Here is a 17390-nt window from a genome sequence, read left to right on the forward strand (position 1 = left end):
TACACTCTATAAAATTTAACTTAATTTTAATTATCTTTAAGGTAGTATTCTACCCTAAAAAAAATTCGACAAGGATAAATGCCATGGCAAACCATAAGTCAGCATTGAAACGTATCCGTCAGACGGAAAAGCGTACTGAACGCAACCGATTCTATCGCACACGTATTAAAAACATCGTTAAAGCAGTCCGTACTGCAGTAGATGCAGGAAACAAAGAAGAAGCGCAAGCTGCTCTTGTCATTGCTAACGCCAACTTACATAAATATGTTAGCAAAGGTGTCTTGAAAAAAGAGACTGCTGCTCGTAAAGTAAGCCGTCTTCACCTCGCTGTTAACGCAATCGCAGCCTAAGCTTAACCCCTCGGGGTAGCTTTCCTTCTCTAAAATATTTTCTCAAAACGCCTCTCTTTAGGAATACCATTATGTTATCCGACAAACTAACCCCTTTCATCAACCGTTATAACGAATTAACCGAACTTCTCAGTTCTCCCGATATTGGTAATGACATCAAACGGATGACCGATCTCTCCAAAGAACAATCCGCGATTCAAGCAATTGTGACCAAAGCAACCGAATACAAAAAGCTCCTTGATGATATCGAAGAGAACAAATCACTCGCGTTTGATGCGGAACTCGGTGAACTTGCGAAAGAAGAGCTAAGAGCATTGGAACCGATGGTTTCACCACTTGAAGAAGAGATCAAAAAACTTCTCATCCCCGCTGATCCTAATGATAAACGTAACATCTATATCGAACTTCGCGCCGGAACCGGAGGGGATGAAGCAGCAATCTTTGTCGGCGATTTGTTCAATGCTTATGTCCGTTATGCCGATGTCAAAGGATGGAAAATTGAACTCATGAGTTCCAGCCCCTCTGATGCAGGAGGCTACAAAGAGATTATTGCCCTCATCAAAGGGGAGCAGGTTTATTCACGGCTCAAATACGAAGCGGGAACCCACCGTGTTCAACGTGTCCCTGCAACCGAGTCTCAAGGACGGGTTCACACCTCAGCAATCACCGTTGCCGTAATGCCGGAAGTCGATGATGTCGAAATCACGATTAATGAAAGTGATCTTAAAATTGACGTCATGCGCTCAAGCGGATGCGGCGGACAAAGTGTCAATACAACCGACTCTGCGGTACGTATTACCCACATCCCAAGCGGAATTGTAGTCAACAATCAAGATGAAAAATCACAGCATAAAAATAAAGATAAAGCGATGAAAATTCTCAAAGCTCGTCTGTATGAAATGCAGATTCAAGAGGCCAAAGAGAAAGAGATGAATGAGCGTAAAGAGCAAGTGGGTACAGGAGATCGCTCAGGTCGTATACGTACCTACAACTACCCTCAAAACCGTATCTCCGATCACCGTATTACCTTAACACTGTACCGTCTTGAAGAGATTATGCAAGGGGGGTTGATGGATGATATTATCGATCCGCTGATCGCTGATGCACAGGCGCAGATTATGGAAAGAGCAGGATTATAAAAAAATCGCAAGCGATTTTGGGCTTCCTGCCGAAGGAAACCCAGTGTTAACGTAGCCAATCGGGACGCGTTCCGATGGCGTTTAAAACCTCCAGTAAGTCTCAAAAACCCCTTTGACTTCCCCTTTAAACGTAATCGTCCCCTCATCAAGTCCTAGATATAGTGTTTCTCCACTTTTTGGATAGACACGGGCATTATCCGTAACCAAATTCTCAATCGAAGCACGATAAAAACACGCTGCCATACCAGTTCCGCAGGCTAATGTCTCATCTTCTACCCCGCGTTCATAGGTTCGTACCCGCATACTTCCATCAGCATTTATACTTGCGATATTTACATTGGCATTGTATTTGTAACGAAGTTCTCTCGCCATCGCAATATCAAAATGATCCATACCCGCATCAAATGTCACGAGATGAGGGACACCCGTATCGATAAGCCACCACGTCATCTCATGCTCTAGAATGGCATCATTAATAACTACCGGAGGAGTCAAATCACTCTGAACCATATCTCCTTCGATAGCGGCTTTTATCAACCCGGCACCCGTTAAAAACTCCATTTTTTCGCCTGCTAATCCAAATCGGTAAGCATAATGGGCACACGCACGGCTTCCGTTTCCGCACATCGATGCAGTGGAACCGTCAGCGTTATAAAACTCCCATTCAAAATCATGGCTCTCATGAGGAAGAATGACAATCAGTCCATCCGCTCCGATACCGTTTTGGCGGTCACAAAGAGTCCGGGCGAGTCCGGATCGATCCGCTCCGTGAAAGGCATGAAAGATGACGAAATCGTTGCCGCTGGCACAATATTTGGCAATTTGAAGCATGAGATAATCCTTTGGATTAATAATACGGTAATTATACCTTAGGCGCGGGATAGAGTGTTTTAATATTATCAACAAACTGCTCGCATTCGTGCTGAAGATGTTTGAGATTGGAGGAGTTATCGATCACCCACGTTGCACGCTCTTTTTTCTCCTCGATATCCATCTGACTCTCGATGCGTCGAAGGGACTCCTCCTCAGAGAAACCGTTGCGTTTCATAAAACGCTCCAACTGTAATACTTTAGGGGTATAGACAACAACGGAGTTTTTGATCGGGTACGACGAGGTTTCAAAAAAAAGGGGGATATCGATCAGATAAGGGTATTTGAGGCTATCTTGTTTTTCACTTTGCTCTTCGATCGCAGCGCGAATTTTCGGATGGAGAAAACTTTCCAACTCTTTTTTTGCTTCGGGATCGGCAAAAATGATTTTACCGAGAGCGGGACGATCCACTTTGCCGTTTTTGACAAACTCGTGACCGAATCGCTCGGTTACCCATGCACCGTTTTCATCCAAAATACGGTGTGCTATCGTATCGGCATCAATGATACGCAGACCATTAAGCCCCAGTAAAGAGGCAACGGTACTTTTACCCGTCGCTATCCCTCCTGTAAGTGCAATGGCATATTCAAAAGCCATTAGTTACGGATAATACCCAAATAATTTTTACGGATGTATTGCGGCATGGCAAATACCCCGATATGGACATCGCAGTTGTAAAACTGAAGTCCCTCAATCAAATCGCTACGCTGTAAAATCAAATCAGCGGTCGGGTGATACTCTTTTGAACAAATTAGCAATGTCGAACCATCCCCTGCGTAATAAGGCATAATGATTTTAAAATAGTTCCCTAAAATCTGCATTACCTTTGTATTTTCCGTGACATCATCCAAATTTGGATGTTTCGCAACCATAAGCCCATCATCCTTGAGAAGGCGATTAGCATGGGCGAATACGGCGGCATCATCGCTTTGTGCGTCCAAAAGTAACACATCAATACTTTTATCGATGCCGTCGCGTAACGATGCGAGAATATCCATACTGTCAACTACTGTTGACTCGATATCACGATAACGTCCAAGCTCATCTTGAATGAGCGCACTATTGGTACTTGCTACCAAGACACTCTTCGGGGTTTTGTGGGTACACATCGGAACATGGACCATCATTTCAGGATAAATAAACGTTTTCATTCGTTGAGTGATCTCTTCTTCATCGGAATTTTTGAGCGATTGTAACACGCAGAGATTAAAAGGGTTTGAATATTCCAGTTCTCTTTTAACATTAAAGCTTCTGCTATTCTCTTTTGATATAATTTTACCAAATTAATCCTATAAATATCGGAGTTATAATGTGTGCTGAAAGAATTCAACGTTTTTTGATGGCAATCGTCTTAACCGCAGCAATGCTTCTGTTTGCAAACAACCAAATGTTCTACGCGATGATCGTTCAAACACTTGTAATCGTGATGGTTATCGTGTGGGCTCTATTCGATTTTTGCCCTTCTTTGTGGCTGTTTAAAAAAGTTTTCGGATCTTGTTACGAAAAATAAACTTCTCCTAACACTCCCTTCGTTATAATTCCCTTATTACAACAGATGAGGGACTTCATGAGTCAAATCAGCTATAAAGATGCCGGTGTCGATATCGACGCAGGTAACAGTTTTGTCGAAAATATCAAACCACTCGTTAAATCGACGGCTATCCCCGGTGTACTCGGTGGAATCGGTTCGTTTGCGGGGGCATTTGAACTCCCTACCGGATACCGTGAACCCGTTATGCTTGCTGCAACCGACGGTGTAGGCACGAAACTCAAACTCGCTATCGATTCGGGTATTCATAATACTGTTGGTATCGATTTGGTCGCCATGTGTGTGAATGACCTCATCTGTAACTTCGGAACCCCTTCGTTTTTCCTCGACTATTACGCAACCGGCAAACTCGATGTTACCGCAGCAACGGCTGTAGTCAGCGGTATCGCTGAAGGGTGCCGTCAGGCCGAATGCGCCCTTATCGGCGGTGAAACAGCAGAGATGCCGGGAATGTATCACTCAGATGATTATGACTTAGCCGGATTTGCTGTCGGTATAGGCGAAAAAAGCGAACTTGACCGCTCTGATAAAGTAGAAGCAGGGGATATTCTTATCGCTCTTCCGAGCTCAGGCTTGCACTCAAATGGCTTCTCGTTGGCCCGTAAAGTATTGTTCGAAAAAATGGGGATGAAATTTGAAGACGATTTCGAAGGAAAACCTCTGATCGAAACCCTTCTTACTCCGACACGTATTTATGTTAAAACATTTAAAGCACTCAAAGACAAAATCCAAGCACTTGCACACATCACGGGCGGTGGAATTGTGGAAAACTTCCCGCGTGTTCTCCCAGAGGGGCTACGTGCCGTCATTACCGAATCTTCAATCCGGGTATTGCCAATTTTCGAATTGATCGGTCAGCATGTCGAACGTACTGAAATGTTCCGTGCATTCAATATGGGAGTCGGCATGATCCTTGTGGTCAAAGAAGCCGATGTTGCCGATGTATTAGCATCTACTGACGGCTATGTTATCGGTCATCTTGAAGCAGGTCAACGCGAGGCTGTTCTCGTTTAACTTTTCCTCTCCGCTTCGGCGGATACCCGTTGTTTTAACTTCATTAACATTTTTAACTTTTTTTTATATTATGATATTCTTTTTATTTAAAGGACTTGTCATGAAACTCAAAATTCTAGGAGCTTTAGCGGTTACTGCAATAGTGATTCAATTTATTCCTTACGGTAAAGATCACGTTAATCCTCCAATCATGAGTGAACCTCAATGGGATTCCCCACGTACACATGAGTTATTCAATCGTGCTTGTGCCGCTTGCCACTCACACGAAACAACCTATCCTTGGTACAGTAATATTGCTCCGATATCATGGCTCATTGCGCGCGATACTAATGAAGGTCGTGAGCATTTTAATGTTTCAATGTGGGGCATTCAAAAGAAGAATGAAGGTAAAGATGCCGCTAAAGAAGTTCGTGAAGGAGATATGCCTCCATGGTTTTTTCTTCCAACCCACCCTGAAGCACGATTAACTGCGTTAGAGAAAAAGGATCTCGCAGCCGGGCTTGAAAAAACATTTGGAAAAGAGGCAAAGGAAGAAGAAGAAAAATAAAGATAAGTCAAAGGAGGGAGTCATTCCCTCTTTTGAATTTATTTCAGCATATCTGCACGTGGGAAAGTAAAGGTCGATTGTCGTATAACAACTACTTTATCTTTTGCGTCCATTGCATAAGCACGTATGGTAATCGGTATAACCGTATCTTTACGATCATCATTCACAAGAACTTCATCTGTATAAAGGACAATTACTTTCTTCTTAACAACACCCGGTTTCACTTTGAACGGCTTTTCAGGCTCAGCGATTTTGATTTTGCCTTCCATACCTTTAGGTGCGATGACATCAAAATAGTATTCATGATCTTCATTCAATGTATTTTGCAATAAGAACGTATAGGCATTGTCTACCTGCACCTTACCTTCATCATTGGTTGTAATCGAATACAAACGGTTCTCTTTATTGATATTAAGAAGCATATACTCTTTTTTGCTTCCCATCATCCCTAAAATGACACTCACGATAACTAAGATTGTAATGTATCCAATAATTTTTGGGCGTAAATAGTGCGTTTTCCCTTTCATGTAGAGGGTCTCTTTTTCGCTTGACCATTCCACAAGACTCGGCTTACCGAGTTTGCCCATCACTTCCGTACACGCATCAACACATTCCAGACAGTTAATACACTCAAGCTGGAGCCCTTTGCGAATATCGATATGAGTTGGACATACCGTAACACAGCTCTCACATGTCGTACATTCCGCATGGGCGTTGACAGCTAACAAATCTTTTTGTTTAGTAAATATTTTCTCTTTTTGCTCGTTGTAAATCTCACCGCCGCGATTTGGGTTATAGACCGCCATAACTGTATCATCATCATATAAAACGGACTGAATACGTGAGTAAGGGCAAACGTATACACAAAAATTCTCTTGTAAGAAAATAATGTCATAAACTAAAAATAGAACAATCCCGATAATCGATCCCATCAATACCGTATGTTCCATCGGATTTTGAATATACGCCAAGAAATCTTCCGGCGGTACGAAATACCACATCAGATCGGCCGCAGCGATAAAAGACAATCCAGTCCAGAGGAGAATTCCTACCAGTCGTTTTACTTTATTTTCAAACTTAGAATAATCCGGTTCTTGTTGTTTGTTTTTAATACGTTTGCGAAGACCTAAAAGTTTTGTTTCGATCAAATCACGGTAAACCACACGGAAAATGGTTTGGGGACACATCCATCCGCAGAAAACACGTCCGCCCAATACGGTAATACCAAAAATACCAATAAAAAGGATCATCAGCAAAAATGGCATCAAATAAAGTTCTTGCATATCAAACTGAATAAACATCAAATGAAGTTTTAATTTATCAAAACTCAGCAAGAAAAGGTGATTACCATCTACTGTAATCCATGGCACCGCCAGTGCAAAAATAGTAACCAGCCCATAAAACCAATACCGTCTAATCCGCCAAGGGGTCCACCCCGACAGATACTCTTTCCCTTTTGGGGACACTGTTTCTTCACTCATTATACGACCTCCATCATATTAATAGTTGATTCATCGATTGGACACCGAATCGTTCCAATCACTGTAGCTTCTGCATCCACATCGTCTCCGATACCGATGACACCGCTAACCACCTCTTTAAGCTCGCGTGATTCGATGTAATCTTTAAGGGAGCTTCGACTCACTGCCAAGACACGTGCGATCTCGCTCACACTTTTTCTTTTCTTCAATAAATCGATAATCTGTTCCAAATGCATATCGAATTTTGACGATGATTTGGATCCGCGCGGACGGCCAATCCCTTTTTTGGCATCATCTTGTAGCACCTGACGGAGCTGATCAATAAGACCTAAAACGACCATTGTATCACTTTTACGGTCGATTATTACACCGGATTTGACAAAGTGGATCGTATTATTATTTTTTAGAAGACAGCTGAACATTTGAACAACATCCTCAATATAGCTGCTCAAAGTCCATGTATCATAAATGATTAAAGTATCGCCATTCAGTGTACGAAAGAACCGCACTACTTCATGACGATCTACCAACCGTTTGTTTTGGGAAGTTTGATCCACAAGCTCTTCGTTAATCACGATCCCTTTTTGATCGGCATATCCGTTAATCAATTTAAGCTGTTCATAAACACCATCGAAGTCTTTGTCTGGACGGATATAACTTACGGTCATTGTATGTTTAAATCCTTTCTAAAACTGAATTTCATCGTCATTTTAACAACTATGACGACTAAAGTCAATACAAAAGATTATTTTTTCGTCAGAAATTTATCATCCACCAAAACAATTTCACATTGTAATTCAATATCAAACTCTGTTTTTACCCGTCTCTGTGCTTCTTGTATCAGGCTTAACGCATCTTCATACGTTCCGCCGCCGTAGTTGACGAGAAAATTGGCATGAACTTCACTAAAAGCCATAGCTCCGACACACTTACCTTTTAATCCAACCGCTTCGATAAGGCGTCCGGCATAATCACCCGGAGGATTTTTAAAACAGCTCCCGGCGCTTGGCTCGGATGGTTGATTTGAACGCATTTGAGCAAACATATCATAACGCTCAGTCGAATACCCCGACTCTGCCTCGAACACTGCTTCAAAGACTACTTCATTTATAGAGGTTTTACGGTAGCCGTACTCAATTTGGTCTTTAGCTATCCAACCGCTTTGAGTGCGGATGGCAATAAGATGGTTAAAAATCTCATATTCTTTGAGTCCGGCGTTCATTTTCAACATTCCGCCGAGTGTTCCGGGAAGTTTCGAGAGATACTCAAAATGGGCTATATTGTGCTTTTTGCAAAATGAGACAACCCGTCCGCCCGGAGTTGCCGCACCGATGTGAAGTCCATCCCTCTCAAGAGCGATAAAATCATACGCTTTTGAGAGAATCATCAATGGCGGAGGAGTGGACGAAACCAATATATTGTTAGCAGCACCGATAATAAAACACTCTTCAGGGACAATATCATTTTCTATGAGAGCGACATCGACGACGGGGCCGATGCGGATGGAGCTGAACTTGGAAAAATCGATCGTTTTGCTGTTCATTGCGTAAAGGTTGGAATCATATTAAACATCCGAATCGTAAAATCCTGCATTTCGTTCATCATCCACGGCATCGTTAAAATAATTACAATGACGATACCGATAATCTTAGGGATAAAACTGAGTGTCATCTCATTGATCTGAGTAGTAGCCTGAAAAATACTCACCGCTAATCCTAAAAACATTCCGACAAGTAGTGCCGGAAGCGCTAAAATTAATGCGATTTTAAATGTTTCAATCCCTAATCCAATCAATTCTTCTTGCATCATGTTATGAATACCTCAAATCAGTATATTCCAAAGGAATCATAAAATCCCTCGGATCAATCCGTGTGTCAAAGAAACCGTGTTTATGCCCTAACTCAAAAAGGAGATCAATCGCTTTGTATTGGGTCTCACTCAGAGTAATGGATTCATCATTTGCGTAGAGTTCCAAATATTTTTCCAACGTCGGCGCATCAATACGGACAAGATTGCGCTCCATCAACATTTTAGATAGATTTTCTTTATGGTCTCGGGCAATTTGCACCGCTTTGGTCAAAAGATTCTCATACGAAATAGCGGAAGTGATCGGAAGTGATCGGCGAATAGCCATCCCACCAAGAGGAAGAGGAAGTTCTCCTCCGGAGAGTTCACACCAAATATCCCAAAGTTCTCGTTCAACTTCCAGCGAGTCATCGTATCCCAAAATACTTTCATGAATCAAAACGCCTGCATCGACAACACCGTCCAAAACAGCCTGTTCAATCTCTAAAAAGTTCATATAAATGATTTTTGCATCAGGATAAGCAATTCGAAAGAGCAATGCATTGGTGGTGTATTTCCCGCTAAGTGCCACTTTAAACCGTTTTTTGAGAAGCGTATCTTTTTTCCGGATGAGTTTTGGACCATACCCTTGACCGAAACTCACTGCCGTCCGAAGCAATGCGTAATCGTTTCGAATATGGGGATAAAGACCAAAACTGATCGCACTAATATCGTACGTCCCTTTGAGCGCTTCCGTATTGAGAGTTTCAATATCTAAAGCAATGTTGTCAAACTGAATATTGTTTTGCCCTACCCAACCGAATTTAATGGCGTAATACATAAAAATATCATCGGCGTCGGGAGAGTGGGCAATCACCATTTTTTTCACTAAAAATCCTATTCAATTATGTATATCAATTAAATTTTAACCAAATAACGCTAAAATATCTCTATTCCAGAATGCGAATTATTAATATTTCATTTTGTCATATTTTTAGAATATATTTCATTTTGTCATATTATGACGCAATTTTAAAACACTAGTCTCAGGAGAGCAACGCATGATGGATCCAAATAAACTCAAATCGCTTGAATTGGCAATGAAACAAATCGACAAAACCTTTGGAAAAGGGACGTTGATGCGTTTGGGCGACAAAGAGATCGAACCGATCAATGCGATCAGTACCGGATCGATCGGTCTTGATTTGGCGCTTGGAATCGGCGGAATCCCTGAAGGTCGCGTTATCGAAATCTATGGACCTGAAAGTTCAGGGAAAACGACCCTTAGTTTGCAAATCACCGCTGAGTGTCAAAAAAACGGTGGGATTTGTGCGTTTATCGATGCCGAACACGCACTTGATATCGGATATGCAAAAAACCTCGGCGTTGATGTCGAAAATCTCCTTGTTTCTCAACCCGATTACGGTGAGCAAGCACTGGATATCGTCGAAACAATCGTTCGCAGTGGTGCAGTTGACTTGATCGTTATCGACTCGGTTGCCGCCTTGACTCCAAAAGTGGAAATCGAAGGGGAAATGAACGACCAGCAAGTAGGTGTTCAAGCACGTTTGATGTCAAAAGCATTACGTAAACTCACCGGTATCATGCATAAAATGAACTGTACCATTATCTTCATCAACCAAATTCGTATGAAAATCGGAACGATGGGCTACGGTTCACCCGAAACGACAACCGGTGGAAATGCGTTAAAATTTTACGCATCAGTCCGTATCGATGTTCGTAAAATCGCTACTCTCAAACAAGGAGAGAGCCAAATTGGAAACCGTGTTAAAGCGAAAGTGATTAAAAATAAAGTAGCACCGCCATTTCGTCAAGCAGAATTTGATATCATGTTCGGTGAAGGTATCTCCAAAGAGGGAGAACTTGTCGATTATGGTGTAAAACTTGATATCATTGATAAGAGTGGTGCTTGGTTCAGTTTTGAAGATACAAAACTGGGGCAAGGGCGTGAAAATGTTAAACAAAAATTTAAAGATGAGCCTGAATTGGCTCGCAAAGTCGAAGATAAAATTAAATCCGCAATGGGTGTTACGGGCATCATAGTTATGGATGAATCTGATATAGGTGAGGTAGATGAATGATTTTTATTGATGAAGTAAGTGCAATCGAAGTAATGGATTCACGTGGGAATCCAACTGTAAAAGCAACAGTGCAATTGAGTGATGGAACACGTGAAAGTGCTGTCGTTCCAAGTGGTGCAAGTACCGGTAAACGAGAAGCGTTAGAATTACGTGATGGCGATTCTCGCTATATGGGCAAAGGGGTTCTAAAAGCAGTTGAACATGTCAATACTGATATCGCAGATGCGATCATGGGTCTCAGCCCGTTTAATCAAGCGATGGTTGATGCGGTTATGAAAGAACTTGACGGAACTGAAAACTACGGGAATCTCGGCGCAAATGCCGTTCTTGGTGTATCCATGGCCGTAGCACGTGCTGCAGCAAAAAGTCTTGGAATCCCTCTCTATCGATACCTCGGCGGTGCCAATGCAATGGTTCTTCCGGTACCGATGCTCAACATCATCAACGGTGGAAGCCATGCGGACAACAGCGTTGATTTTCAAGAATACATGATTATGCCGATTGGATTCACTGATTTCAGCGAAGGTCTTCGTGCCTCTGCTGAAGTGTATCACAACCTCAAAAAAATCCTCAAAGACCGAGGGGCTAATACGGCACTCGGAGACGAGGGTGGATTTGCACCGGATTTGAGTTCGAATGAAGAACCTATACAAGTAATCATGGAAGCGATCGCTGCGGCGGGCTATAAAGCAGGGGAACAAATTGCTATCGCACTCGATGTTGCGGCATCTGAACTCGTAACCGAGGGCGGTTATAAACTGGATTCTGAAAATAGAACGGTTACCTCTGAACAATTGGTCGATTATTACGCTGATCTTTGTGCGAAATACCCTATTGTGTCAATCGAAGATGGGCTGAGTGAAGACGATTGGGCGGGATGGAAAATTTTGACTGAACGTTTAGGTAATAAAGTACAGCTCGTCGGAGATGACTTATTCGTTACCAATGCCAGCATTTTGGCCGAAGGGATAGAAAAAGGGATCGCTAATTCGATTTTGATCAAACCGAATCAAATCGGATCAGTATCGGAAACGATGCTTACCGTTCGTCTTGCACAACGAAACGGCTATAAATGTGTCATGTCACATCGTTCAGGTGAAAGTGAAGATGCGTTTATTGCCGATTTTGCAGTAGCACTAAACTGTGGTGAAATCAAAACCGGGTCTACTGCACGAGGTGAACGTACCGCCAAATACAACCGTCTTCTAGAAATCGAAACCGAAGTGATGTATGGCGAATATTTGGGAAGTGCGCTCTTTAAGTGATGCAACGAGACGACCAATTCCTGATACGTGAGGAAAAAGAGAGCTTATCTGAGCGCTATTTTGGCCTCTCTACCTCAAAATTCCTCCTTGCGTCAGGAATCGTATTGGTTGTCGGTGTTTATCTGGGAGTTATCTTTTTTGGGGACAACTCTTTAAGTGTTTTACTCGATCTCGAAGAACATCAAAACTATCTAAGCGAAGATATCGAACACCTCAAAGTTGAAAATGCTGCTTTACAAAAGCAATATTTTGAGCTTAAAGAGCTCGATAGCGACTCACAATAATGACAGGGAGACTTATGAAACGATCATTCTATTTGTCTCTTCTTCTTCTTGCACCACTAATAGCACGTGAGAACCCATTTTTTGCTACCGATGAAGCAAAAAAAGATAAAATAACCTCCAATGTGCCGGATAACAGACCTCAACTTGGAAGTGTCAATTATACACTCCCGGACCAAGCACGTATCCTAAAAGAGGTTACCTTTACGATTCAAAACCTCGATGGCAGTATAGAAAGCCGTAAAATACAGGTTGACCAGAGTATCGATTGGCACAAATCATTAACTATTTCCCAGACGAACAGTGCTCCAACAGCACGTTCCAATACAGAAAGCAGCTCTTCTGCGGACTTTGGATTTATCCGATTTGACACCAAAGGCAAACGCCTTGCCATTAAAACCCAAAATCTCCTCATGCGCCATTTTATGCTAAGCGATCCGAATCGGATTGTCCTTGATTTTAAAAGTGATGCCGTATTTAATGCAACACAAAAACCGTTAAAAGCATCACCTTATGTTAACGTAGCAGTAGGCAATCACGGTAAATTTATCCGCGCTACGGTTATGCTCGACGGTCGCTACAGCTATATTTTGAATAAAACGGGTGAGTTGGTAAGTATTACCTGTAAGTAAAAAAAATCGAAAAAGGAAGAATATTTCTCTCCGAGAGGAGAGAAGGTGAACTTACGCTACAGCAGCCAATGCAGCATCGTAGTTTGGTTCTTCAGTGATTTCAGGAACGATTTCTTTGTAAGTGACAACACCCTCTTCGTTTACTGCGAAGATTGCGCGGCACGTTACACCTGCGAGAACTGAACCTCCAAGCAATACACCATAAGCGTTTGCAAAATCTTTATTACGGAAATCTGAACATACTGTCAAATTATCGATACCTTCTGCTTGGCAAAAACGGCCGGCTGCGAACGGAAGATCAAGAGATACGATTGTAGTGATAACATCTTTAAGACCAGCAGCTTTTGCATTGAAGTTACGAGTTTCAGTTGCACACACGCCTGTATCCAATGACGGAACAACGATGATAAGTTGTTTTTTACCTTGTGCGCCACCTACGGTAACATCACCAAGACCTGCTGAATTAACAACTGTAATCGCAGGTGCTTTATCACCTACATTTACAGTGTTTCCTAAAAGCTCTACATCAGTACCTTTGAATTTTGTCGTTGCCATTTAAAGCTCCTATTTTTTGTTTGGTACGGAAATTGTACTTAAATCGGATAATTTAACTCTGAATTATGAAAGAGACGTTTCTGCTTAAGCAATTTTACAGTTTACAGCGAGGATTAATAGGGATATTATTGTAGGATTGCATCTCGTTTAACGCATACGCTTCGAGAGCTGCACGTCCAATCATTGCGGCATTGTCCGAGCAATACTGAAGTTCAGATAGATATAAATCGGCTTTATAAGGTGCCAATAGCTGCATTACATTTTCACGTAAATAGAGATTAGCGCTCGCCCCCCCGACGATTGCAAATCGTTTTGGAGGATGAGCTTTAAAATACTTTTTGAGTTTTTGGAGTAAGTGTTCCGTCGCTGTTTTTTGAAATGCTGCGGCAATATCAGGATACGCTGTAACACCATTGGCTTCTACTGCCAATCGAACTTGATTTTTGAGCCCTGAATAGCTAAAAGCTATCAATGGAGATTGCCATAGTGGCACGGTAAAGCTCAAACGACCCGCATCACCACTATGGGCTAACTCCTCAATAAGCGGTCCTCCTGGATAGCCTAACGCCATCATTTTCGCTACTTTATCGAAACTCTCCCCGTAACTGTCATCCATTGTTGTAGCAACGGTCTCCATTTGCGAATATGATTTTACCTCTATTAGCTGTGTATGACCGCCCGAAACCAATAATACGGTAATAGGGAGAACAGCCTCTTTCTCTATAAAAAGAGAATAAATATGCCCTTTGAGGTGGTTAATCGGAAGTATCGGGATATTCAAAGAGATGCTAAGGGCTTTTGCCATCGTAACTCCTTCGATCAGTGTTACCCCTAACCCCGGCTCATTGGTCACCGCAATCGCTTTGAGCTGATCGAACCACGGTTCGCACTCGGCCAAAATGCGCGGTAAAGCTTCGGCATGAAGACGACTAGCAAGTTCAGGAACGACACCGCCATAAACTGAATGCTCTAACTCTTGGGAAATCTTCTTATGATAGATAAGCTTTTTAGTTGCAATCTCCGTTATCGCGATTGAACTGTCATCACAACTACTTTCTATACTCAGGATCATTGGAATACCCACTCTTTTACCCACGGCCATTCACCGTATCCGGAAGAGGAGTTAATATGGCCACCGTTTTCAATCACCTTCATCTCTACCCCAAGGGCATTTTGAAGGGCCAATGCTTCTTCAGGTGTCATATAGGGATCATTGTCTGAAGTGACCAAGAACACCTCTTCGGCAAACAGTTTTTTCGGAGCTTCAAGGGGAAAAAATGTTTTCAGGGTTTCCAACTCGCAATTCAAGCTCGGAGGGGCTACCAGTAAAAGCCGTTTGACAGGATTGATCTCCCCTTCATTACACAAATGGAACCATACTATATTAGCAAGTGAATGACAGATAACGACATCGGGCTGGAAATCGTTTAAAAGTGCTTTGACCTGTTTCATCCATCGATTTTTACTCGGAAAGTGGGGATTGTCCAAAAGCGGAAAAGAGACCGTACCGTAGTTCTTTGCAATTTCACCTGCAAGCCATGCCTGCCAATGAGGGTCATCCGATCCACCCCAACCGTGCAGCATCAGTACTTTTAACATCGAATCCCTCTAACAAATGCACGTACTTCATCATCAAGTGCAAAAATGGCATCAATCGATTCCGGTACCGAGGTAAACGTCTCATAGGCACGAAGAATCATTGCGGAGATATCGACAAAACGGATCTCTCCGCGAACAAATCGTTCAATCGCTGCTTCGTTGGCTGCATTGACGATAACCCCTCGTGCAGGGTTGCTAAGTAAATCATTTTTGATTTCCCATATAGGGTAACGCGCAACCTCTATAGAACGGAACTCCAATGCACCTACACGGCTCAAATCGATTCGATCCACAATCGGAGTCTCAACTTTTCCCATAAGGGCGTAAGCGATAGGCAGACGCATATCCGCATGAGCAAAATGAGCCGTCGTAGAACCGTCCGTATAGTCGATCATCGCATGAATCAGTGATTTTGTCTCAATTAGAGCATCGTATTCTCCTTCACCGAAGAGCCATCGAGCTTCTAAAAGTTCAAACAGTTTGTTCACCATCGAGGCACTGTCAATCGTGATCTTCTGTCCCATAGACCAATTGGGGTGCTTTAGAGCATCTTCCAAAGTAGCCGTCGATAACTTTTCCAATGGCCAATCCCGAAACGCTCCGCCGCTGGCAGTAATAACCATCCGTTCAACCTTGCGATCGCCTTGGTTCAAGTACCACAATCCAAAATGTTCGCTGTCAATCGGGACAATCCGCGAGGTGTCAACAAATGAGCCACCCACGACCAATGACTCTTTATTCGCCAACGCGATTTTTTTACCGCATTCAAGTGCTTTAAGGGTAGGTCTGAAACCAACAAAGCCAACCAAAGCATTAATAACATGATTCGAATCCGACTCTTCGATTGCTCTCAAAATTTCCGCTTCGCCGAAACGAACATCATCATGATGCACCAAAGAGCAATCCTCTTCTCGCATCACAACCACACATTTAGGATTATGACGTTTGATTTGTTCATTGAGAAGGGTGATATTACGTCCGGCGACAAGAGTATCGACCGATAGATGGAACTGTTCAGCAATATTAAGAGCGTTGACCCCGATCGAACCGGTGGAGCCTAGTAGGATCAAACAAGTCCCCGTAATAAGACAAGCATAACAATGGATGCAAAAAGATATCCGTCAATACGGTCAAGTACCCCGCCATGTCCCGGCAAGATGCTGCCGCTGTCTTTTACTCCGGCTCTGCGTTTGAGATAACTCTCGAACAAATCTCCGAAAACAGCACTGATAGCGGCCATCATGGAGATAATAATCGCTTGGGGAATATCGACAATCATAATCCCTATAAAAAATCCGGCAGCGGTAGCAACGGCAATACCGCCGTATACCCCTTCTCGTGTTTTGCTTGGGCTTGAAACACTAAACGGTGTTTTTCCGATGCTGCGTCCGACAACGTACGCACCAATATCGGCAGAAGCAACTACGACAAGGAGCCATAAAAGTGCCGTTATACCGTATTCTTGGTACATACTAAGGGTAAAAAGCATACCTGCCGTCGGGTAGACAAACGGAAAAAAGTTTTTCCACGGAATGTTCTGAGTGTACGCTACCGCTGCAGCAAAAATAAGCCCGGCGATGATAAACAAATCCTCACCGTAGGGGTACCATGCCGCCGCAAGCCAAAGAATCGCCGCATACGCATAAAGCGAATTGTTATTAATTCCAAATAATCGTGTCGCTTCATGAAATGCTAGGAGATAGATAACTCCCATTACTGTCCATATAAGCCAAAAGTTGTTGATCAATCCGACGATAAGGATGCCGGTGACAAGGAAGATCGCGGTAACAATGCGTTCTTGAGTTGAATTTTTTGCGGTTTGCATAGTTTGATTGACCAATGGTATTAAAATTTCGCGATTATAGCATTTATTTGATTGTAATAAGCGTGATTAAAGCTCGTAAAACTCTAAACTTTGATATCTAAAAGGTGAAGCGGTTTTTGAGCTTTTGGTTCTTCCGCTGCCTCTTCATGATGTGAGGATCGTCTCTCTTCTTGTTCGGCTTGCTCTTTCGTATGTTCACGATCAGGATCGACCGCTTGATTTTCTTCAGCAGGGCGAACCTCTTCGATCTCTTTTTTTTCCGCTTGGGCAGCTGTTGCAGCGGCCAAAGCCTGCAATTCGAAACGGTTTAAAACAGCATTTTTCTCGCTTGCTACACTTGCCATCTGCTGGTTGACATAAATAGCACCGCCGATGGGACCGATATCTGCCATAAG

23 protein-coding genes are annotated in these 17390 nt (G+C 42.7%); 9 read left to right on the forward strand and 14 right to left on the reverse strand.

The features are described 5' to 3' along the window. Positions 1-83 precede the first annotated feature (83 nt). Together rpsT and prfA are read left to right on the forward strand one after the other, a co-directional pair. Complete coding sequence (gene rpsT / locus PHI47_RS12490) at positions 84-350, forward strand: 30S ribosomal protein S20 (protein ID WP_298694080.1); 267 nt, start codon at positions 84-86, stop codon at positions 348-350. Positions 351-421: 71 nt separating this feature from the next. After that, positions 422-1489, forward strand: a complete 1068-nt coding sequence (prfA, locus tag PHI47_RS12495; RefSeq protein WP_299937968.1) for a peptide chain release factor 1 — start codon at positions 422-424, stop codon at positions 1487-1489. Positions 1490-1570: 81 nt separating this feature from the next. Here prfA and dapF read toward each other — a convergent pair whose 3' ends face one another. From dapF to PHI47_RS12510, 3 genes are read right to left on the reverse strand one after another with little or no spacing between them, the layout of a single operon-like run. After that, positions 1571-2320 carry a diaminopimelate epimerase gene (dapF, locus tag PHI47_RS12500; protein ID WP_299937970.1) on the reverse strand — a complete coding sequence of 250 codons (750 nt, stop codon included), beginning with the start codon at positions 2318-2320 and terminating at the stop codon, positions 1571-1573. Positions 2321-2351: 31 nt separating this feature from the next. Continuing rightward, complete coding sequence (gene coaE, locus PHI47_RS12505) at positions 2352-2957, reverse strand: dephospho-CoA kinase (RefSeq protein ID WP_299937972.1); 606 nt, start codon at positions 2955-2957, stop codon at positions 2352-2354. Further along, positions 2957-3511 carry a spermidine synthase gene (locus tag PHI47_RS12510; RefSeq protein WP_299937975.1) on the reverse strand — a complete coding sequence of 185 codons (555 nt, stop codon included), beginning with the start codon at positions 3509-3511 and terminating at the stop codon, positions 2957-2959. The genes coaE and PHI47_RS12510 overlap by 1 nt, the downstream gene beginning before the upstream one ends. Before the next feature lie 158 nt (positions 3512-3669). Here PHI47_RS12510 and PHI47_RS12515 point away from each other — a divergent pair, with 158 nt between their 5' ends. From PHI47_RS12515 to PHI47_RS12525, 3 genes are all read left to right on the forward strand, one after another. Next, a complete protein-coding gene (locus tag PHI47_RS12515) occupies positions 3670-3870 on the forward strand; it encodes a phosphoribosylaminoimidazole synthetase (protein ID WP_299937978.1) in 201 nt (66 codons plus the stop codon). A 57-nt stretch (positions 3871-3927) separates the two neighbouring features. Beyond that, positions 3928-4923 carry a phosphoribosylformylglycinamidine cyclo-ligase gene (gene purM, locus PHI47_RS12520; protein ID WP_299937981.1) on the forward strand — a complete coding sequence of 332 codons (996 nt, stop codon included), beginning with the start codon at positions 3928-3930 and terminating at the stop codon, positions 4921-4923. Between the two features lie 100 nt (positions 4924-5023). Further along, on the forward strand, positions 5024-5470 hold the full coding sequence (locus tag PHI47_RS12525; protein WP_299937983.1) for a heme-binding domain-containing protein: 447 nt from the start codon (positions 5024-5026) through the stop codon (positions 5468-5470). Positions 5471-5508: 38 nt separating this feature from the next. On the opposite strand, the gene ccoG is transcribed toward PHI47_RS12525, so the two are convergent. From ccoG to PHI47_RS12550, 5 genes are all read right to left on the reverse strand, one after another. Further along, entirely contained in the window at positions 5509-6951 is a 1443-nt protein-coding gene (gene ccoG, locus PHI47_RS12530) for a cytochrome c oxidase accessory protein CcoG (RefSeq protein WP_299937986.1), read from the reverse strand. Then, positions 6951-7619 (reverse strand): hypothetical protein, encoded by a 669-nt coding sequence (locus PHI47_RS12535; protein WP_299937989.1) that lies wholly within the window; start codon positions 7617-7619, stop codon positions 6951-6953. Before PHI47_RS12535 ends, ccoG begins: the two co-directional genes overlap by 1 nt. A 77-nt stretch (positions 7620-7696) precedes the next feature. After that, complete coding sequence (locus PHI47_RS12540; RefSeq protein ID WP_299937992.1) at positions 7697-8494, reverse strand: UDP-N-acetylmuramate dehydrogenase; 798 nt, start codon at positions 8492-8494, stop codon at positions 7697-7699. Further along, entirely contained in the window at positions 8491-8757 is a 267-nt protein-coding gene (gene fliQ, locus PHI47_RS12545) for a flagellar biosynthesis protein FliQ (RefSeq protein ID WP_299938124.1), read from the reverse strand. Before fliQ ends, PHI47_RS12540 begins: the two co-directional genes overlap by 4 nt. Before the next feature lie 4 nt (positions 8758-8761). Continuing rightward, positions 8762-9625: an MqnA/MqnD/SBP family protein gene (locus PHI47_RS12550; RefSeq protein WP_299937995.1), complete on the reverse strand. Its 864-nt coding sequence runs from the start codon at positions 9623-9625 to the stop codon at positions 8762-8764. Between the two features lie 175 nt (positions 9626-9800). On the opposite strand from PHI47_RS12550, the gene recA reads away from it, so the two are divergent. The 4 genes from recA to PHI47_RS12570 are packed head-to-tail and all read left to right on the forward strand — an operon-like array spanning position 9801 to position 13016. Further along, the gene (gene recA / locus PHI47_RS12555) at positions 9801-10838 is read left to right on the forward strand and encodes a recombinase RecA (protein ID WP_299938127.1); all 1038 of its coding nucleotides are present in this window, start codon (positions 9801-9803) and stop codon (positions 10836-10838) included. After that, a complete protein-coding gene (gene eno, locus PHI47_RS12560; RefSeq protein ID WP_299937997.1) occupies positions 10835-12103 on the forward strand; it encodes a phosphopyruvate hydratase in 1269 nt (422 codons plus the stop codon). The genes recA and eno overlap by 4 nt, the downstream gene beginning before the upstream one ends. Then, the gene (locus PHI47_RS12565; protein WP_299938130.1) at positions 12103-12387 is read left to right on the forward strand and encodes a hypothetical protein; all 285 of its coding nucleotides are present in this window, start codon (positions 12103-12105) and stop codon (positions 12385-12387) included. Before eno ends, PHI47_RS12565 begins: the two co-directional genes overlap by 1 nt. Before the next feature lie 14 nt (positions 12388-12401). After that, positions 12402-13016, forward strand: coding sequence for an AMIN domain-containing protein (locus PHI47_RS12570; RefSeq protein WP_299938000.1), 615 nt, complete (start codon positions 12402-12404; stop codon positions 13014-13016). A 51-nt stretch (positions 13017-13067) separates the two neighbouring features. Here the strand turns inward: PHI47_RS12570 and tpx are convergent, their stop codons facing one another. From tpx to PHI47_RS12600, 6 genes are all read right to left on the reverse strand, one after another. Continuing rightward, complete coding sequence (tpx, locus tag PHI47_RS12575; RefSeq protein WP_299938003.1) at positions 13068-13571, reverse strand: thiol peroxidase; 504 nt, start codon at positions 13569-13571, stop codon at positions 13068-13070. 94 nt (positions 13572-13665) lie between these two features. Next, positions 13666-14643 (reverse strand): tRNA (adenosine(37)-N6)-threonylcarbamoyltransferase complex transferase subunit TsaD, encoded by a 978-nt coding sequence (gene tsaD / locus PHI47_RS12580; RefSeq protein WP_299938005.1) that lies wholly within the window; start codon positions 14641-14643, stop codon positions 13666-13668. Further along, a complete protein-coding gene (locus tag PHI47_RS12585; protein WP_299938008.1) occupies positions 14640-15170 on the reverse strand; it encodes an alpha/beta hydrolase in 531 nt (176 codons plus the stop codon). Before PHI47_RS12585 ends, tsaD begins: the two co-directional genes overlap by 4 nt. Beyond that, positions 15164-16240 (reverse strand): 1-deoxy-D-xylulose-5-phosphate reductoisomerase, encoded by a 1077-nt coding sequence (gene dxr / locus PHI47_RS12590; RefSeq protein ID WP_299938011.1) that lies wholly within the window; start codon positions 16238-16240, stop codon positions 15164-15166. The genes PHI47_RS12585 and dxr overlap by 7 nt, the downstream gene beginning before the upstream one ends. Continuing rightward, a complete protein-coding gene (locus tag PHI47_RS12595; RefSeq protein ID WP_299938014.1) occupies positions 16237-16995 on the reverse strand; it encodes a phosphatidate cytidylyltransferase in 759 nt (252 codons plus the stop codon). Before PHI47_RS12595 ends, dxr begins: the two co-directional genes overlap by 4 nt. 83 nt (positions 16996-17078) lie before the next feature. Further along, positions 17079-17387 carry a hypothetical protein gene (locus PHI47_RS12600; RefSeq protein ID WP_299938016.1) on the reverse strand — a complete coding sequence of 103 codons (309 nt, stop codon included), beginning with the start codon at positions 17385-17387 and terminating at the stop codon, positions 17079-17081. Positions 17388-17390: the final 3 nt, after the last annotated feature.

The sequence above is a fragment of the Sulfuricurvum sp. genome, assembly GCF_028713855.1.
Lineage (GTDB): Bacteria > Campylobacterota > Campylobacteria > Campylobacterales > Sulfurimonadaceae > Sulfuricurvum.